General features: G+C 71.9%; 16 protein-coding genes and 1 pseudogene. 5 read left to right on the top strand and 12 right to left on the bottom strand.

Going from position 1 to position 17,966, the window contains the following annotated elements; all coding sequences use genetic code 11:
* Positions 1 to 92: 92 nt before the first annotated feature.
* Positions 93 to 956: a phosphotransferase enzyme family protein gene (locus tag MHW47_RS03220; RefSeq protein ID WP_239221102.1), complete on the bottom strand. Its 864-nt coding sequence runs from the start codon at positions 954 to 956 to the stop codon at positions 93 to 95.
* A gap of 120 nt (positions 957 to 1,076) precedes the next feature.
* Here MHW47_RS03220 and MHW47_RS03215 point away from each other — a divergent pair, with 120 nt between their 5' ends.
* Positions 1,077 to 2,033 (top strand): hypothetical protein, encoded by a 957-nt coding sequence (locus MHW47_RS03215; protein ID WP_239221054.1) that lies wholly within the window; start codon positions 1,077 to 1,079, stop codon positions 2,031 to 2,033.
* A gap of 119 nt (positions 2,034 to 2,152) precedes the next feature.
* Here the strand turns inward: MHW47_RS03215 and MHW47_RS03210 are convergent, their stop codons facing one another.
* From MHW47_RS03210 to MHW47_RS03160, 11 genes are all read right to left on the bottom strand, one after another.
* The gene (locus tag MHW47_RS03210) at positions 2,153 to 2,641 is read right to left on the bottom strand and encodes a hypothetical protein (protein WP_239221053.1); all 489 of its coding nucleotides are present in this window, start codon (positions 2,639 to 2,641) and stop codon (positions 2,153 to 2,155) included.
* A 333-nt stretch (positions 2,642 to 2,974) separates the two neighbouring features.
* Complete coding sequence (locus MHW47_RS03205; RefSeq protein WP_239221052.1) at positions 2,975 to 3,505, bottom strand: hypothetical protein; 531 nt, start codon at positions 3,503 to 3,505, stop codon at positions 2,975 to 2,977.
* A gap of 200 nt (positions 3,506 to 3,705) precedes the next feature.
* On the bottom strand, positions 3,706 to 4,845 hold the full coding sequence (locus tag MHW47_RS03200; protein ID WP_239221051.1) for a zinc-binding dehydrogenase: 1,140 nt from the start codon (positions 4,843 to 4,845) through the stop codon (positions 3,706 to 3,708).
* The gene (locus tag MHW47_RS03195) at positions 4,842 to 5,144 is read right to left on the bottom strand and encodes an antibiotic biosynthesis monooxygenase family protein (RefSeq protein ID WP_239221050.1); all 303 of its coding nucleotides are present in this window, start codon (positions 5,142 to 5,144) and stop codon (positions 4,842 to 4,844) included. Before MHW47_RS03195 ends, MHW47_RS03200 begins: the two co-directional genes overlap by 4 nt.
* Before the next feature lie 7 nt (positions 5,145 to 5,151).
* Positions 5,152 to 5,811, bottom strand: coding sequence for a glycerol-3-phosphate responsive antiterminator (locus tag MHW47_RS03190; RefSeq protein WP_239221049.1), 660 nt, complete (start codon positions 5,809 to 5,811; stop codon positions 5,152 to 5,154).
* A 40-nt stretch (positions 5,812 to 5,851) separates the two neighbouring features.
* The gene (locus MHW47_RS03185) at positions 5,852 to 7,405 is read right to left on the bottom strand and encodes an FAD-binding oxidoreductase (protein ID WP_239221048.1); all 1,554 of its coding nucleotides are present in this window, start codon (positions 7,403 to 7,405) and stop codon (positions 5,852 to 5,854) included.
* A complete protein-coding gene (locus tag MHW47_RS03180; protein WP_239221047.1) occupies positions 7,402 to 9,075 on the bottom strand; it encodes a glycerol-3-phosphate dehydrogenase/oxidase in 1,674 nt (557 codons plus the stop codon). The genes MHW47_RS03185 and MHW47_RS03180 overlap by 4 nt, the downstream gene beginning before the upstream one ends.
* 79 nt (positions 9,076 to 9,154) lie before the next feature.
* A complete protein-coding gene (locus MHW47_RS03175) occupies positions 9,155 to 10,708 on the bottom strand; it encodes an FGGY family carbohydrate kinase (RefSeq protein ID WP_239221046.1) in 1,554 nt (517 codons plus the stop codon).
* A gap of 82 nt (positions 10,709 to 10,790) precedes the next feature.
* Positions 10,791 to 12,236: an MFS transporter gene (locus MHW47_RS03170; RefSeq protein WP_239221045.1), complete on the bottom strand. Its 1,446-nt coding sequence runs from the start codon at positions 12,234 to 12,236 to the stop codon at positions 10,791 to 10,793.
* A gap of 419 nt (positions 12,237 to 12,655) precedes the next feature.
* The gene (locus tag MHW47_RS03165; RefSeq protein ID WP_239221044.1) at positions 12,656 to 14,077 is read right to left on the bottom strand and encodes a hypothetical protein; all 1,422 of its coding nucleotides are present in this window, start codon (positions 14,075 to 14,077) and stop codon (positions 12,656 to 12,658) included.
* 81 nt (positions 14,078 to 14,158) lie between these two features.
* Positions 14,159 to 14,995: an alpha/beta fold hydrolase gene (locus MHW47_RS03160; protein ID WP_239221043.1), complete on the bottom strand. Its 837-nt coding sequence runs from the start codon at positions 14,993 to 14,995 to the stop codon at positions 14,159 to 14,161.
* Between the two features lie 357 nt (positions 14,996 to 15,352).
* Here MHW47_RS03160 and MHW47_RS03155 point away from each other — a divergent pair, with 357 nt between their 5' ends.
* From MHW47_RS03155 to MHW47_RS03140, 4 genes and pseudogenes are all read left to right on the top strand, one after another.
* Positions 15,353 to 15,655, top strand: a complete 303-nt coding sequence (locus tag MHW47_RS03155) for an urease subunit gamma (RefSeq protein ID WP_239221042.1) — start codon at positions 15,353 to 15,355, stop codon at positions 15,653 to 15,655.
* Positions 15,652 to 16,011, top strand: coding sequence for an urease subunit beta (locus MHW47_RS03150; RefSeq protein ID WP_239221041.1), 360 nt, complete (start codon positions 15,652 to 15,654; stop codon positions 16,009 to 16,011). The genes MHW47_RS03155 and MHW47_RS03150 overlap by 4 nt, the downstream gene beginning before the upstream one ends.
* A complete protein-coding gene (locus MHW47_RS03145; protein ID WP_239221040.1) occupies positions 15,999 to 17,702 on the top strand; it encodes an urease subunit alpha in 1,704 nt (567 codons plus the stop codon). The genes MHW47_RS03150 and MHW47_RS03145 overlap by 13 nt, the downstream gene beginning before the upstream one ends.
* Positions 17,702 to 17,966 (top strand): annotated as a pseudogene (locus tag MHW47_RS03140) (urease accessory protein); the annotation flags it as partial. The gene MHW47_RS03145 and the pseudogene MHW47_RS03140, both read left to right, overlap by 1 nt.

The raw sequence follows: 17,966 nt of genomic DNA, 5'->3' as shown, positions 1-17,966 counted from the left end.
ATGACCGCGCCGCGCAAGGGGAGCCCGGCCACGTAGCTCTCGGGTGCCTTGTCGTACCGGGTGGCCAGTCCCCGGCGACGGCCGACCGGCTGTCACCGACCGGGAGTCAGACGTTCGGTGACCGTGTCGAGTGCCGGCCAGGGAGGGCCCTCCCGCAGTAGGCGCAGGCATTCCTCCCCGAATCGCCGGCCGTGCGGAAACTGGTCACCCAACTCCCAACGCCACGCGGCGATCATCGCGATGACGAGCTGCCGGCACTCGTCCAGCAATCCGTGGTCGACACCGGGATAGTGCGCGCAGACCGCCTCGGGAACATGCGCGAGGTCGAACTCGACGGGACCACGGCAGCACGTCTCGAAGTCGATGAACAACGGGCCGTTCCCCGTGCTGAGGACATTGCCCGGATGCGGCTCGCCGTGCAGCAGCTGCACCCCGGCGCCACGGCCGACGATCGACCCTCGCAGGCTCGCCAGCCTGTCGCCGAGGAACGCACGGTCCGCAGGACGGAGTTCGGGCGAGCGCTGCGGGTCGGCGACGACGTCTTCCGCCTCCGTGATCCGGTCCGTGAACATCGGGCTCGGCACATCGACCTCGCGCATGCCGACGTGCAGGCGCTGCAACGCCGTGGCGTAGTCGGCCGGTGAAACACGCGGTGCGACGGGCTCGCAATAGGTCCACAGCGTCACGGCGAAGCCGTCGCGTGTGTACACGCGCGGCTCCACCCGTGGCTCCAGGGGACACACCGGGCTCCCGACCTCGGCGAGCCGCTGGGCGAGTTCGATCTCGAACCGCGCGACCTCTTGTCCCACAGGGGCGACCCGGGCGAAGACATCGCACGGGGTCAGCCGCAGAGCCACCTTGTTCGAGTTGTGGAGGACGGTTGCCTCGTGGGCCGGCAGGTGAAGCGAGGCCGCGACGGCAGTCGCGGCCTCGATCGCACGCCTGACGTCGGTCATCTCCACCCGCGCATCGTGGCACAGATGACCTGCCGGCCGCAGTGCCCCGGCTCAGCGCACCGGATGGGCCAGCGGTGCCCCGGTTCTCGGGCGGCCTGCACCGGGCGCTAGCCTCGGCAGATGAATGCTGGGCGGTCTCGCAAAGTGATTACACGCCGCGTCGACGGGCGGATTCACGCCTACGCGATGGACGCCGGTGTGGTGGGAGCGATGGAGCCCGCCGCGGTGTTCCACCCCCGGCCGGGCGACCAGGTCGAAGAGGCGGTGGTCCGGCCCGATCTCGAGCGGGTGGTGTACACCACGGTCGACAGCGTCGTGTGCCTCACCCGCGACGGTGAGCTGCTGTGGGCCGCGGACTTCCTGCCGCACTCGGACCGGCGCCTCGGCAACTGGCCCGGTTGCGCCCTGTCCCTGGACGGCAGGACCGTGTGGGTGTACCGGCCGGACGTCATGGCCGGGCGCGGACGGGCGGACCAGTGGGTCGTGCACGACGCGAACACCGGGGAGGTACTGGCCCGCCATCAGGTGGAGACGGCCGGACACGGGGGCTCCCACTACGTGCACCCTGCGGACGGCAGCATCTACCTCGACATCGGAGAGGGCCAGGACGGCTCCGTGATTCTCCGGGGTGTGCCCGGGGAGAACGGTGAGGTCGAGTTCGTGACGTACCCGTGGCCGGACCGCTGCCTGATCGCCCTTTCACCGGACGGGCAGCAGTTCATGACGGTCGACCACGGGCAGGGGGACGTCGCCTTCCACCGTCACCCCAGCGGGGAGGTGCTGTTCACGCTGCCCGTCGAAGCCTTCGGGTACGAGGCGGAGACCACCATGATGGAATGGAGCGGCGGCTACCTCACTCCCGACCTGGCGGTCGTCCCGCTGGCGGGTGAGGACGAGGACGAGGAGGAGTGGTTCCGCCACCACCTCATCGACCTCCGCACGGGCACACACAGGGGTGAACTCGCCACCGAGGCGACGGACGCGTACGGACTGGTCCCGCTCGGCGACGGCACCTGGCTCACCGGCGACCCCGACGGCAACCTCTCCCGCTCGGCGCTCCCGCCACAGGCTTCCTGACCGTCGCGCCTGCTCCATGTCCCTCAGCCCGTGACGGGGTTGCACAGGCGCACCCGGACCCGCGCTCAAGGCCATCGCAACCTCGAACGCCGAACGGAATCAGCCAGCACGTCTGGTACTCATTTCGGGTCTTCCGTTTGGAGCGAACCAGCGAAATAGCGCATGTGATCAGGTGCGCAGGCGACCACGAAGTCGGCGCTTCCGTCGTGACAATCGGCGACGTCCCAGAAGGGGCGGATGATCCGAGGGTCTGATCGAGTCCGCCTGCGGATCTGGCGTATCTCGATACGCTCGGTCGGCAGGGAGCGACGTGCGAGCGTTTTCACCTCGGTGGGCGATAGGTGCAGAGCAGTCCTGGACGCCGCAAGGAAGACGATGTGCGGCCTGCAGTACGGGCGGTCGCCGAGGACGCATGCCTCGAAGAGGACCTCACCGCCCTCGGCGAAGGCGCGAGCTTGAGCTCTTGTCCGCCGTTTTCCACCGACATGGGGGATCAGGAGAGCCCCCACCACGTCGATCAGGAACGCGATCACCTGGGTATCCACTTCTGGTTCGCGGTGCACACCCGCAAGCCGTTTGCTGAAGTCCTCGCGCAGCAGTGTCGCCACCGCCCACACTTTGACCGCGAGGCTCCTGCCTGAGTGTGCGTTCAGTCAAGCGCCTGGCTGTACCTCCCGATCCAGGCCGCACCTGACGATCCGAACAAAGCGGCCTCGCGCCTGATGGGGCGGCGTCGATGCCGCCAACCATGTCGATCGGATCTTCGGGGAAGACCTGGGACGGACAGCCGCCCGGTGACCTGGGTGCCTGAGCCTTCGGTGCGAACGGGATGTGCCCCGGCCGGGAAACCGGTCGGGGCACATCGCGTTTCGGAGCGCGGTGGCGCGGGGCCGCCGCGTCGATCGGAGCCGGGGAAGCCCGGGTCCGGGATGCCTCAGGCCTTAGACGGTGGGGGAGGCGCTGAAGTAGGTGTTGCGGTAGCCCTTGCCGTCGTTGTTCCAGTCCAGCTGGATGAAGCCGTCGGCGAGGTAGCGGCCGGAGCCGGCCTTGTACTTGATGGTGCCGGTGGTGTAGCTGCCGTTGCCCAGCGTGTTGCCGTGCTCCAGCTTGTACTCGAGGCCGGTGTAGTTCGCCCACTTCTTGACCGGGTCCGGACCGGAGACGGACTTCTTGACCTGGAGGTGGAAGCGGGCGGCGTCGAGGACGTCGATCTGGTTGACGTAACTGACGGGGCCCTCGAAGGAAACCTTCGCGTAGGCGTATATGTAACCGCCGGAGCGCTTGGCGCACAGCTTCACGTCGAAGTTGTAGTTGTCGGACCAGGGGCCGGAGTACGCGGGGTTGTCGACGGAGGCGCTGCTGGTCTTGCAGTGGTAGCTCGCCGCAGAGGCGTTGGTGGCGGTGGCGAGCGAGGTGCCGGCCACGGCCGTGAGGGTGATCAGGGCCGAGGCGGCGAGGCGCTTCAGGCGCATAGGGGTTGTTCCTCCGAAGTAGGTAAGGGCAGCGGCCGGGTGGTGAAGGGCATGGGGTGTGCACACACGTCCCAGCTCTCCCACCCGGCCGATGCGTGAGACCACAAGATGATCTCGGACAGCTTTCACCCAACCGGACGCCGGACGCGTCGGTGCGGTTGCAAAGCCCCCACCGTGACCTGGAGCACGGTCCGGTCCGGTCACGCGGTCAGCAGGCCCGAGGTGTCCAGGACCTGACGGATCGCCCGGCCCGAGGCAAGCTCCTCCATCGCGTCGTTGATCCCGTCCAGGGCGAGCGTTCCGGTGTGCATCAGCTCCACCGGCATGAGCCCGGCCCGCCACAGGTCCAGGAAGCGGGGGATGTCCCGGCGCGGCACCGCGTCGCCCATGTACGAACCGAGCAGCGACTTGCCCTCGCCCGCGAAGGCCAGCGCCGGCACCTCCAGCGTCCGGTCGGGGGCCGGCAGCCCCACCGAGACGACCTTGCCGCCGCGCGCCACGGCCGTCAGGCACGCGGCCATCACCTGCGGGCTGCCCACGGCCTCCACCGCCACCTCCGCCCCGCCGCACGTCAGTTCGCGGACCGCGGCGACCGCATCGCCGGGGGCGTACGCGTGCGTGGCGCCCAGCCGCAGCGCCAGGGCGCGCTTCTCCGGCACCGGGTCGACGGCGATCACCGGGTACGCCCCGGCCGCCTTGGCGCCCAGCACCGCCGAGAGGCCCACTCCGCCCAGCCCGTAGACCACCGCCGACTGGCCGGGGCGCAGCGCCGCCGTGTTGATGACCGCGCCGGCCCCGGTGAGCACCGCGCAGCCGAACATCGAGGCCACGGTGAACGGGATGTCCCGGGGGATCGGCACCAGGGACTCCTGGGCGACCACCGTGTGCGAGGAGAACGCCGAGACGCCCAGCTGGTGGTGGACGGTGGCGCCGGAGGCGTCGGTGAGCAGCGAGGGGCCGTGCAGCAGCGCCCCGGAACCGTTCGCCGCGGCGGCCTGGGCGCACAGGGCGGGCCGCCCCGCCGCGCAGTCGGCGCAGAAGCCGCAGCTCGGCACGAAGACGAGCGCCACATGGTCACCGGGGGAGACCCGGCGCACCCCGGGCCCGGTCTCCTCGACCACGCCGACCGCCTCGTGCCCGAGCGCCATGGGCAGCGGGCGGACCCGGTCGCCGTTGACGACCGAGAGGTCCGAGTGGCACAGCGAGGCGGCCGCGACCCGCACCAGGACCTCGCCCTCGCGCGGGGCGCCGAGCTCCAGCTCCTCCACCGCGACGGGACGGGACTCGGTGTACGGCCGCGCGGTCGAGGTCTTGCGCAGGACGACGGCCCGGGTCCTCATGCGCCCGCCCCCTCGCGCGGCGTGCACCGCAGGACCTCGCGGCTCTCCAGCAGCGGGACGACCCGGCCGAGCACGATCTCCCGGAAGTGCGGGCTCTCGCAGTGCGCGGTGAAGTCGGCCTCGCTCGCGTACTCCTCGTAGAGCGCGATCGCGCGGGGGTCCTCGGTGCCCTGGTGGACGCGGTAGGCGAGATTGCCGGGCTCGGCGCGGGAGGCGGCGGCCATGGTGTCCAGGAGCGGCAGGACGGTGTCCTCGGCGCCCTCCCGGGTGCGGTAGCGGGCTATGACGACGTAACTCACTTCGGTACTACTCCTGAGGTGGGGAGGGCCTCTTGAGGGCGCCCGGCGGGACCGGCGGCAGCTGGTCGCGGCGCAGATGCCAGAGGCGGGGGTCGGAGGTGGCGGCGGCTACCGAGCCGAGGGCCAGGGCGAGCGCCACGTCCGAGGGGTCTTCCACGAAGCCCGCGGCCACCGACGGGGACATCGCGCGCTGGGACTGCGCGCTCATCCGGGCGATGATCGGGGCGGGCATGACTTCGACCAGGTCCGGCGCCCCGCGCGCGATCGCGTCCGTGGAGCGGCGCAGGTTGGACCGGTCGGTGACGAACACCTTCATCATGGTCAGCAGGCCCAGTGGCCGGCCCTTCTCTATCAGCGAGAGCCGGGTGCTGACCACGCCGTGCGCGCCCATGTTCTTGAGGAACTCCAGCGCGCCCCGGTCCTGCGCGAGACCGGGGCTGCTGTCCACGTTCACGAACACCAGCTTCCCCGCCCGGCCCAGCGCCGGCACGACCTGGGGCAGCTGCCCCACGGCGAACGACGCCAGGATGCACGCCCGGGCCGGCGCGGTCAGGAACTGCCGCAGCGGCTGGGCGCCGACGACCGACGCGATCACCGGCACCTCGGCGAACGCCGAGCCGAGCCGGGGGTCGAGCGGGGCGCCCGACCGGGACGGGGAAGGAGTCATGGCATGGCCTGCCTGGGAGGAGGGGTGCGCGGGCGCCGGGTCAGTTCAGCGGAGACGTACCGAATCGGCTGGGAAGGCCCAGTTTGCCAGGGTTGAGAATGCCGGCCGGGTCCAGGGCCTTCTTCACCGCGACGAAGGTCTCGAAGCCCGCACCCAGGGATTCCCGCAGGTAGGGGCCGCGCAGCAGACCGCAGCCGTGGTGGTGGCTGAGCGCCGCCGCGTGCTTGATCAGTACGGCGTTCGCCGCGTCCCACACCGCGCGGTACCAGTCGCGGCGCGCCTCGGGGGCCACCTCGCCGCGGAGCGAGAAGTAGACGCAGGCGCCGTCGGTGTAGGCGTGCGACTGGTGCGCGGAGGCCGCCAGGGTGCCGGGCACCGACTGGATCGCGGCCACCACCTCGTCGTAGATCACCGGCAGGTCCGCCCAGGACGCCGCCATCTCCAGGGTGTCCGCGACGAACCCCGGACCGGGCGTGAAGCCGTCCGAGGACTTGCCGACCAGCATCCGCTCGTCCAGCCAGCGCTCGAACACCGCCCGCGAGTCCAGCTCGGGTCCGTACTCCGCGCAGACCTCGGCGGCCACCTTGAGCGAGGCGTCCACGATCGCCGGGTCGCCCTCGTCCGCGATCAGCAGCAGATTGGTCTCGGGGTGCCCGAAGTGGGTGCCCGACTCCAGAGCGTCGTACAGCCGCAGCACCGCCGGGGTCGCCCCGCGCTGCATGATCTTCCGGCAGGCGGCCAGACCCTCGGCGAAGGTCGCGAAGCCGAACGCGACGGCGTTCGCGTACTCCGGGAGGGGGTGCACGCGCAGCCGTGCCGAGACGATGACGCCGAGCGTGCCCTCGGAGCCGACGAAGAGCTGGCGCAGGTCCGGGCCGACCGCGGCACGGGCGTAGTCGCCGTAGGTGGCGCGGGTGCCGTCGGCGTGGATCACGTCCACGCCGACGACCATGTCCTCGATCTTGCCGTAGCGGGTCGAGAGCTGGCCGGCGCCCCGGCAGGCGATCCAGCCGCCGACCGTGGAGACGGCGAACGCGGACGGCCAGTGGCCCGTCGTGACGCCGTACTCCTCCTGGAGCTGCTTCTCGAAGAGGTCGCCGAACATGCCGGCCTGGACGTCCACCACGTTCGACTCCGCGTCGAAGCCGGTGATCGCGTTCAGCCGGCACACGTCCAGCACGACCCCGCCGAAAACGGGCAGCGCCGCCCCGGTGACGTTGGAGCGGCCCGCGGACGGGGTGACCGGGACGCCCGCCTCGTGGCAGATCCGCAGCACGGCCGCGACCTGGTCCGCGTCGGCCGCCTCCACGACGACCGCGTCCGGCGTCGCGGGCCGGCCCTCGGTCTCGCCGATCATCGAACCGGCCCACCAGTCACGGGTCCGCGCGACGACCTCCGCACGCTCCACGTGCACGGCCTCCGCCACCTCGCGCAGGGCCTCGATCACGTTCTGCGGCACCTCGACCGGGTTGCTCTGGAGGGCGGCGTCGCCGTCCCCGACGGGGGTGTTCCGGGCCCACTTGGCGGGGCTGGGCGCGCCGACCGTGTAGTCGCCCCGGTTGAACGGGTGGGTGATGGTCTGACGGCTGATCATGCTGCGGCCCCTTCGAGGAGTACGGACTTTTCATGGCGGACGGAAGCGAGGTAGTCGGCGACGGAGCGCTCCACCTCGGCCCGGCCGAGGTTCAGTTCCCGGCCGAGGATCGCGCCGACGGTGGCGGCCGCCTCGGCGGAGGCGTCGCGGGCGAAGAGCCGGGCGCGGGTGCGGCGGGAGAGGACGTCGTCGACGGAACGGGCCAGCTCGGCCCGGGCCGCGTACACGACCTCGGCCTTCGTGTACGGGAGTCCGGCGACGACCGGTTCGGCCAGCGCCGGGTCCTCCTGGATCAGGTCGCCGACGAACCGGGCCTCGGTGCCGAAGCGCTCGCCGAGATGGGCGGCGAGCCCGCCGGACGCGGCCACGGCCTCGGCGTCGTAGCCGGCGCCGCCGAGCAGCGGAAGGTCGGTGGTGCGGCTGCGGGCCCGGCTGCCGAGGACGGTCATCACCTTGTCGATGACGAGTTCGCCCATGTGCCGGCTGGTGGTGAGCTTGCCGCCGGTCACGGTCACCATGCCGGTGCGGCCGATGCTGATGTGGTGGTCGCGGCGCATGTCGAGCGTGGCGCCCTCCTTGCCGCCGACCAGCGGGCGCAGCCCGCCGATGGAGCCGACGACGTCGTCCGGGGTGAGCTTCCCCTCGAACGCGGTGTTGGCGCCCTCCAGCAGGAACTCCATCTCCTCGCGGGTGCAGTGCACGTCGTCCGGCGAGCCCCGGTAGTCCTCGTCGGTGGTGCCCAGCACCACGGCGTTGCCCCAGCGGGTGCAGGTGGCGCGGCGGGCCCGGCCCGGGATCGGCACCGTGACCGTGCAGTTGATCCGCACCTTGTCCCACGGCACCACGATGTGTACGCCCTTGGCGGGGCGCACCCGGGGCGCGTGGCCCTCGACGGCCTGGGCGTCCAGTTCGTCGGTCCACACCCCGGTGGCGTTGACGACGGCCCGCGCCCGGATCTCGACGCTGTCGCCGTCCACCGCGACCCGCGCCCCGGCGACCTTGCCGTTGCGCATCAGCAGCGACTCGGCCCTGGCCCCGTTCAGCACGGTCGCGCCGAGCGCCGCCGCCGTCCGCACGATGGTCAGCACCAGCCGGGCGTCGTCCGTGCGGGCGTCGAAGTACACCAGCCCGCCCTTGAGGTTCTCCGCGCGCAGGGTCGGCGCCTGCGCGAGGACCTCCGGGACGGTCAGCCGCTGGTGCAGCTTGCCGATCCGCCAGCCGCCGACCAGGTCGTACGTCCAGAGCAGACCCTCGAAGCCCTTGGCGAGCCGGGCGTCGAAGACCCCCTCCTTCTCCAGGATCGGGAAGAGGAACGGCAGCCGGTGCACCAGGTGCGGGGCGTTCTTGCGGAAGCGGTGGCGCTCCAGGAGCGAGTGGCGCACGAGGTTGACGTTGCCCTGCTCGATGTAGCGCAGACCGCCGTGCACCATCTTGGAGGACTTCGACGAGGTCCCCGAGGCGAAGTCGTCCTTCTCGACGAGCGCGGCGCGCAGTCCCCGGGAGGCGGCGTCCAGTACGGCGTACGCGCCGGTGACGCCGCCGCCGATGACGAGGACGTCGTACGTGTCGTCGGCCAGCCGCCGCTTGGCCGCCGCGCGGTCCAGCAGCAGCGGGGTGCGGCGGGTCGCCGCGGCGGTGCGCCGCGGCTTCCTGGCGGGCATGGTGATCACAACATCAACTCCTGGTGGTTCACGGTGCGGCGGCCGCGTGGTCGGGCGGGCCGGCCGCGTGCCGACGGCTGGGGGGCCGTCAGTGAGGGGTGAGGGGGGTGAGGGCGGGGTCCTGGAGATGGCCGATGAGCACATCCCGCCAGGCCCCGCGCTGGGCGGCGCGTTCGTCCGCGCCGAGGGACGGTTCGAAGACCCGGCCCCGGGGCTGCGCCTCGACGACCTCTTCCAGGGAGCCCCACAGGCCCTGGGCGACCCCGGCGAGATAGGCGGTGCCACGCAGGCTGGCCGTGGCCGAGTCGGCGACCCGCTCCAGCGGCAGGCCGGTCAGGTCGGCCTGGATGCGCAGGAGCGGGTCGCTGCCCGCGACGCCGCCGCCGACCCGCAGCCGGGTGAAGGGGGCGTTCATCGTGGCGGCCACCCCGTCGACGAGGTCGCACACCGAGTGCGCGATGCCGTCCAGGACGGCGCGGGCCAGGTCGGCCCGGGTGGTGGCAAGGGTGAGCCCGGTGAGGGCGGCGGTGGCCTCCGGGTGCCAGACCGGCGTTCTGACCCCGGCGAGCGCCGGGACGAAACGCGGGGTGCGGCCCGGCCGGGTGGGGACCCGGCCCGCCTCCTCACCGAGCTCCTTCGGCGACGCGAACAGGCCCAGGTCGTCGCAGAGCCAGCGCAGCGCCGACCCCGCCGTGGAGGTGTACGCCTCCAGGCTGTAGTGGCTGGTGGCGCCCTGCCGGTAGCCGGGCTGGGCGAGGACCCCGGCGATGTCGGGCCGGGGCAGGGCGGGGGTGGTGCCGGTCGCCGCGTCGACGAACGCGCCGGTCCCGTACATGCACATGCCCTGCCCGGCGGCCAGACCGCCGAGGGCGATCAGCGCGGCGTGCTGGTCGCCCATGGACGCGGCCAGCGGTACGGAGATGCCGAGGGCCGCCGGGTCGGTGGTGCCGAACCCGGCGTCGTCGGAGCGGAGTTCGGGCAGCAGATCGAGGGGGAAGCCGAGGTGGCCGATCCACTCCTCGTCCCAGGCGTGCCGCTGGAGCAGGTAGCCGCCGGTGGACGCGGCGTTGGTCGGGGTGGTGGCGTGCACGGCGCCGCCGGTCAGCCGCCAGATCAGCCACGTGTCGACGGTGCCGAAGAGCAGCCGGCCCGCTCGGTACGCCTCGGCCGCCCCGGGGTGCTCGGCGATCTGCCGGGCGGCCCACAGGAACGGCGCCCGGGCCCCGACGGGCCGTCCCTGACGGGCGGTGAGGACGGCGTCCCACCGCTCCTCGTGCGCGGTGAGTTCGGCGGCGTACCGCCGGTCCTGCCACACCACGGCGGGCAGCAGCGGCCGCCCGGTCACCCGGTCCCACAGCATCGCGGTGGCCCGCTGGGTGGAGAGGGCCACGGCCGTGACCGCGATCCCCTCCGCCCGCGCGGCGGCGACGGCCCGGCGTGCCACGTCGAGCGTGGCGGTCCAGATCTCCATCGGGTCCTGTTCGACCGAGTGGTCGTCCGGGTGGCTGACCGCGATCGAGCGGTAGAACACCTCGTGCGCCCCGCCGGAGTCGAGTACGACTCCGGCCCGGGTGCCGGTGGTGCCCTCGTCGATGGCCAGCACACCGCGCCGGGAGGCGGCACCGGGGAGCGTCTGCATCATTGCGGGCCTTTCCTTGCGAGCATCGCGAGCTGTACGGAGGGGGAGAGGGACCATCGTGGGGTGCGGCGGGACCGGCGGACGGTCAGCGCGCGGAGGCGGCCGCCGCGGATTCCCGCGCGTCAGGCCCGTCGGCGGCGTCCTGCCCCGCCACCTCGTCCGGCGAGGGCGCCTTCATCGGATCCCACTTGATCGCCAGGCAGGTGATCATGCCGAGCAGCGGCACGACGGACAGGACCAGGAAGGTGTCGGCGAGGCCGAGCCCCTCCTTGATCTGCGGGAAGAGGTAGAGCCCGGCGACACTGCCGAAGCTGCCGACCATGCCGGTCACACCGGTGCCCAGCGCGCGCACATCGCTGCTGTACGAGAGGGCGGCGATGGACTTGCCGTTGGCGCCGGGGCCCGTGGAGTGGCAGAGGATGAACAGCACCGGCAGCAGGAACGCCACTGCCGTGGGCACCTTCTCGAAGGTCAGCCCCATCGCGACCAGGGCGACGAAGACCCCGGCGAACCCGGCGGCGGAGCTGAGCCGCAGTCCGAGCCGGCGGCCGAAGTACGCGGACAGCAGGCCGCCCGCGATGCCGAAGGCGTTGAAGACCATCGAACCGATGGTGGCCTTCTCGAAGCTCTCGCCGAAGATCGTCAGGCTGATCAGCGGGAGGTACCAGCCGACGGCGAAGTACTGCATCGACTGCCCGAGCGAGATCACCGAGGACAGGATCGTGCGCGGCAGATACGCCCCGCGGAACAGCACCCCGGCCTGGCGGAAGCCGATGGCGGGGGCCTCGCTCGCGGCCCGGGTCGCCTCGTCGGGCTTCCCGGCGACGGCCTTGACGCCGTAGATCCGGTCGAGGTTGAGGACGGCCTCGTCGAGCCGGCCCTTGCTCGCCAGCCAGGTGGGGCTCTCCTTGAGCATCAGCCACTGGCCCAGCAGCAGCACGACCGCGACGACGGCGGCCGAGCCCACCGACCAGCGCCAGATGTCCGCGCCGACGTCCAGGTTGAAGAAGAACAGGGCGAGCGCGAGGTTGCTGGTGGTGGCGACGTACCAGACGGCCTGCCACAGGTTCAGCCGGCCGCCCAGCTTGGCGGGGGTGTACTCGGCGAGCAGCGCCATGGCGACGGCGAAGTCGATGCCGTACGCCACGCCCACCAGCACCCGGCCCAGCCAGACGACGGTGAAGTCACCGGCGAAGGCGGCGAGCAGCGCGCCCGCGATCGCGAAGACCTTGGCGAGGAGCAGCGGGGGAACCCGGCCGATCCGCGTCGCGAGCCAGCCGCCGATCGGGTTGAAGAGGATCGCCAGGGCCGGAGCGGTGGCCGTGAGGATGGAGACCTGTGTGCTGGTCAGCTCCATCTGGGTGGTCATCGGCCCCAGGCCGGCGCTCAGCGCCGCGTTGGAGTAGGCGTCGAGGAACAGCCCGCCGAATACGAGGAACCAGATGACCTGCGCCCGGCCGGTGATCTTTCCCAGCCCATCGATGAGCGCAACGACGTCGCCGACGCCTCTGACGCTCGGACGTTGTGCCATGAATCCGCCTTCGAGGAAGACCCATCGGCGGCACGGGGAGCACAAAAAAACAGGCATGACGAAACCACCGACAGGTGGTCTATGTCTGTGCCTGCCAAAACACTGCGGAAAGCGCCGCAGCACGTGAAGTGCGACTTACACGAGGAGGTTAGGAACGCTCCCGGAGGCACGTCAAGGGTTTCCGGGAGGTTACCCAAACGTGACGTGCGGCCCCGCCACCCCCGCTCATCGCCGGGACACCGCAGGTCAGCGCCCTGCCCACCGCGCCGACCGGCCGACCGGACCCGCGATCCCGTCCGGGCCACGACGGCACCGCGCAACAGCGGGAACCCGGCAGGGGCCAGTCCGGAGCGTGCCGTGCCGGAGCGCGCCGGACCGGAGCATGCCGGCCCGGAGGGTGACGGACCGGCGGTGCGGGCTCAGCTCCCCGCCCCCGCCTCCCACTTGCGCCGGCGCAGCACGAAGTCGCTGAAGAGATGCCGGCTGCGGTCGAGCAGTTCCCCCACCTCCGCGCCGTCGTGCCGTTCGCCCGGTGACGGATGCCAGCGTTGCACCGATTGCGCGGCCCAGGTACGCAGCTTCACATCGGGGTCCTGGAGCAGACCGACCGCCGCCCGAAGGGCCACGACGCCGCCGCGCGCGTCGAGCAGCCGGAACGCACCGACGCGGACGTGCCGAGGCCACTCGGAACCGGTGCGCTCCAGCAGCCAGTCGGCGGGCAGTTCCCCGGCCGAGGGCAGCAGGGCGGCGACGGTCTCGCGGACGACCCCGGCCGCCGGGTCGTCGAGGAGCGGCCGCAACCGCTCCGCGTCCGCGCAGTCCAGCGCCCGCAACCCGGCCACCGCGCGCGCCCGTACCCCGGCCGCCGGATGTGCGAGCAGCGGCCGCAGCAGCCCGGCGTCGGCGCGGTTCCCGCACTCGGCCAGCCCGATGACCGCACCGGGCGGCAACGCCGGGTCGTCCGGAGCCCCGCACCACTCGCGGTAGAGGGCCGCCGGGTCGCCGCCACGCTGCCGTACGACATACCGGGCACAGGCCCGCACGAGGGCTGAACGGTCGCGGAGAAACGGCTCCGCCTCCTCCGACCGCTCCGCCCGTCGCAGCGCGGTCACGCCGGCCGAACGGGTACGCGGGTTGCGCGCGGACAGCAGCAGAGGCAGCACACCCTCGTAGTCGTCGTCCTCCCCCAGAGCCGCGAGCGCCGCCGTGGCACACAGGTCCTGGACGACGGAGTCCTGGTCCGTGACGGCCGCGCGGGCCAGCTCGGCGGAACGGAGCAGCCGGTCTTCGACGGCCAGCCGGTACGCGAACCGCCGGACGGCGCGGTCGGGTTCGGCGAAGAGAACAGCGAACTGCCCGCGGGACGCCCGGCGCAGGACCTGGCCGAGCACCTCGACACCGAAGGCACCCCGGTCGCGGCGGCCGACGCGGAGTATCAGCGGCGCCAGATCGAGTGCGGAGCCCGCGTCCAGGGTTTCGCCCAGCACCCGCCGCGCGTGCTCGCGCACCGGGCCGGCCCAATCGGCGCAACGGATCACGACCAACGGCAGCAGCCCGGGGTACCGCCCCGACTGCCGCAGCGCCTCCTGGCGAATCCGCCCGTCGCGGTGGCACAGGGCGAGGGCGAGCCGAGACTCGCCGAGCCGGGACAGATCGGCGTGCAGCGGCGCGGACTGCTCCCACGACGGCACGGGGTGAGGGTGGTACCAGGCCACCTCACGCACTGCCGCGTCCAGCGCGAGCCAGTCGGCGGGATCGGTGACATCAAGTGTGTCTCGCAGCGGCGCACCACCCGCGAGCCGCTCCGCTGCCGCTGTCCCGTCCCCGACGTCCTCAAGCATTCCCCGCCCCCTCCTCCAGCCGTATCGGGTGATCGTAGAAGGCGAAGGACGCGAGCGCCGCCGACCGTTCCCCCGACAAGCTCAGCCCTTGAGGAACTCGATGATCTCCGGGGCGACCTTCTTCGGAGCCATGACCACGGCACCGTGGTTGAGTCCGGGCAGCGTGCGGTGGTCGGCCTGCGGCAGGATCTCGGTGACGGCGAGGGCGGCGCGCCTGAACGCGGCCGGACTCTTGCCACCGGTCAGCACACGGGCGGGTACGGCGACCCCTTTCCACTCCTCGGCGTCGAGCGGCTTGCCCTGCTGGGTGTCGCCCATGATCGCGATGTCATAGGGCAGAGTGCCCGCCAGCCCGGTGAGGTTCGCCCATATCTTCGGCATGAGCTTCATGAAGAACACGGCGATGCCGGGCATGCCCTGCACCTCGGTCATGAAGTACTTGACCGCGTCACCGGGCCGGCCTTCCGCGAGCAGCGCGGTGATCCGCTGCGCGAGATCCGTCGGCGGCCCGTCATCGCCTTCGGCCACCACGAACGGCGGCTCGTACAGAGCCAGGCGCTCGACGCCGACTCCGGCCGCCGCCGCGCGCAGGGCGAGGACCGCTCCGGAGGACGAGCCGAACAGCGACGCCGAACCACCGACGTGTTCGACCAGCGCGGCGATGTCTTCGATCTCGCGGTCGGGGGCGTAAGCGGCGGCATCACCGCTGGCGCCGCGTCCGCGCCGGTCGTAGTTGATCACCGTGAAGTGCCGGGCGAGGAGCGCCGCGAGTTTGGCGGTGTCCGAGCGGTCCGCCAGGGCCGAGGCCACCAGGACGACAGCCGGACCGTGCCCCGACTGCTCGAAGGCGATCTCGGTGCCGTCGGCGGAGCGGACACGCGCCTCGGCCCTGGACGACTGCTCTCGCGCTGTTGCCATGTTCGTCTCTCCGGTTCACATAGAGGCCGCACGCCTGTGGCATGCGCTGCCGCCCGTAAGACCCCCGCAGCGCGGGAAACTCATCGGCGCGCCAGGTATGCGGAGACCGGACCGTCAACCGTCTCGGACCGTCCACCGTCTTGGGCCGACGATCGCGCTGCGGGCGTGGCCGCTTTTCCCGCGCTCCGTGATGATCAAAATTTGTCTGCATTGCCCGTATATGGTGGGTGATAACGCCAGAAAGGGATTTTTTGCGGTGCGACGTAAGTTGCCACGGCGTCATCCGGAGGCTTATAAGAGGAGCGTGGCCGAGGCGATTCCGGGAATTCCGGGGATTCGCCGCCATGGAGGTTTCCCATGTTTCTCACTCCGTCCGACACGGAGAAATTGCTGCTGAGCGTCGCCGGAATGGTCGCCCGTGACCGCCGTGCGCGCGGTGTCCGCCTCAATTACCCGGAGGCCACCGCTCTGCTCGCCTGCTGGGCGATGGAGCGGGCCCGCGAAGGGGCCCGGGTGGCCGACCTCATGACCGAGGGGCGCACCGTGCTCACCCGCTCCGACGTGCTCGAAGGCGTCCCGGAGATGCTGCACGACGTCCAGGTCGAGGCGACCTTCCCCGACGGGCGCAAGCTCGTCACGATCACCGCGCCGATCCCGTGATCCCCGGCGAGATCCGGCCCGCTGCCGGTACGGTCCAGCTCAATTCCGGACGCCCCACGATTCGGCTGACCGTGGTAAATGACGGCGACCGTCCCATTCAGATCGGTTCGCATTTTCATTTCGCCGACGTGAATCCCGCGCTTTCCTTCGACCGGGACGCCGCGCGCGGATTCCGGCTGGATATTCCGTCCGGTACGTCGTTGCGCTTCGAACCCGGCGTCGGCGCCGAGGTCGCCCTCGTGGCGCTCGGCGGACGCGCCGCGGTGCCCGGCCTCGTCGTCCCCGCCGCCCGCCCGCTCCCCGCCGCCCACCCCGTCCGCACCCCCGAACAGGAGGCAGTGAGATGTCCCGGCTGACCCGTGCCCGCTACGCGGCGCTCTACGGGCCGACCACCGGCGACCGCGTCCGGCTGGCCGACACCGACCTCTGGATCGAGGTCGAGGAGGACCGCTGCATCGGCGGCGACGAAGCCGTCTTCGGCGGCGGCAAGTCGATCCGCGAGTCCATGGCCCAGGCCACCACCTCGCGTGCCGACGGCGCCCTCGACCTGGTCATCACCAATGTCGTCGTCCTGGACCACTGGGGCATCGTCAAGACCGACGTCGGCGTCCGCTCCGGCCGCATCGTCGCCCTCGGCCGCTCCGGGAACCCCGACACCACCGACGGCGTCCACCCCGACCTGGTCATCGGACCCGGCACCGACGTGGTCTCCGGCGAGGGCCGCATCCTCACCGCCGGGGCCGTCGACACCCATGTCCACTTCCTCATGCCGGAGACCCTGCACGAGGCCCTGGCCACCGGCACCACCACCGTCATCGGCGGCGGCACCGGGGCCACCGAGGCCTCCAAGGCCACCACCGTCACCCCCGGCGCGTGGAACCTCGCGATGATGCACCGCGCACTGGACTCCGTCCCGCTGAACGTCCTGCTCTTCGCCAAGGGGTCCACCGTCGGCGAAGAGGCCCTGCGCGAGGCGGCGCTCTCCGGCGCGGGCGGCTACAAGGTCCACGAGGACTGGGGCGCCACCCCCGCCGCCATCGACGCCGCGCTGAAGGCGGCCGAGGCCCACGGGCTCCAGGTCGCGCTGCACGGCGACAGCCTCAACGAGGCCGGCTACGTCGAGGGAACCCTGGACGCCATCGCCGGACGAGGCATCCACGTCTTCCACGCCGAGGGCGCCGGCGGCGGCCACGCACCCGACATCATCACGGTCGCCTCCCACCCCCACATCCTCCCGGCGTCCACGAACCCGACGCTCCCGCACACCGTCAACACCGTCGACGAACACCTCGACATGCTGATGGTCTGCCACCACCTCAACCCCCGCGTCCCCGAGGACCTGGCCTTCGCCGAATCCCGGATCCGCGCCACCACCATCGCCGCCGAGGACGTGCTGCACGACATCGGCGCACTCTCCATCACCTCCTCCGACGCCCAGGCCATGGGCCGCATCGGTGAGGTCGTCTGCCGCACCTGGCAGGTCGCCCATGTGATGAAGAACCGCTTCGGTGACCGGGGCAGCGTGCTGCCCGCCGACAACGAACGCGCCCGCCGCTACGTCGCCAAGTACACGATCTGCCCCGCCGTCGCGCACGGCATCGACCATGTCGTGGGCTCCGTCGAACCCGGCAAACTCGCCGACCTCGTCCTCTGGGATCCCGCCTTCTTCGGCATCCGCCCCGCCGCCGTCCTCAAGGGCGGCATGGTGGTGTACGCGCCACTGGGTGACGCCAACGCGGCGATCCCCACCACCCAGCCCGTGCTGCTGCGCCCGACGGCGGCGGCCGGCGCCGCCCCGCACCTGTCCGTCAGCTTCGTCGCCCCGGCCGGCCTGGCCGACGGACTGGCCGAACGCCTCGGACTCGTACGGGAACTCGTCGCCGTACGCCCCACCCGCCACCTCACCAAGGCGGACCTGCCGAACAACACCGCGCTGCCCGTCATCGAGGTCGACCCGGAAACCTTCGCCATCCGCATCGACGGCGAACCGGTCGAACCCGCACCCGTCACCGAACTGCCGCTCACCCAGCGGTACTCGCTGTTCTGATGGCCTCCCTGGGCGCCCTCCTGCTGGGCGACGGACGGCTCCCGGTCGGCGCGTATACCTACAACGCCGGACTGGAACCGGCCGTCGCGGCAGGACTCACCCGCGACGACATCCCCGCCCTGCTCACGGCCCGGCTGCGCACCACCGCCGTCACCGAGGCGGCCGCCGCCGTCCTCGCGCTGCGGGCGGCGGGGGAGGACCGGCCGGACTACGGACCGGTGCAGCGGGCGCTGGCCGCCCGGACCCCGGTCGCCCCGCAGCGCA

The organism is Streptomyces sp. OfavH-34-F (genome assembly GCF_022347745.1).
In the GTDB taxonomy this organism is placed as follows: Bacteria; Actinomycetota; Actinomycetes; order Streptomycetales; family Streptomycetaceae; genus Streptomyces.
This window is presented reverse-complemented; position numbering and strand designations above follow the sequence as displayed.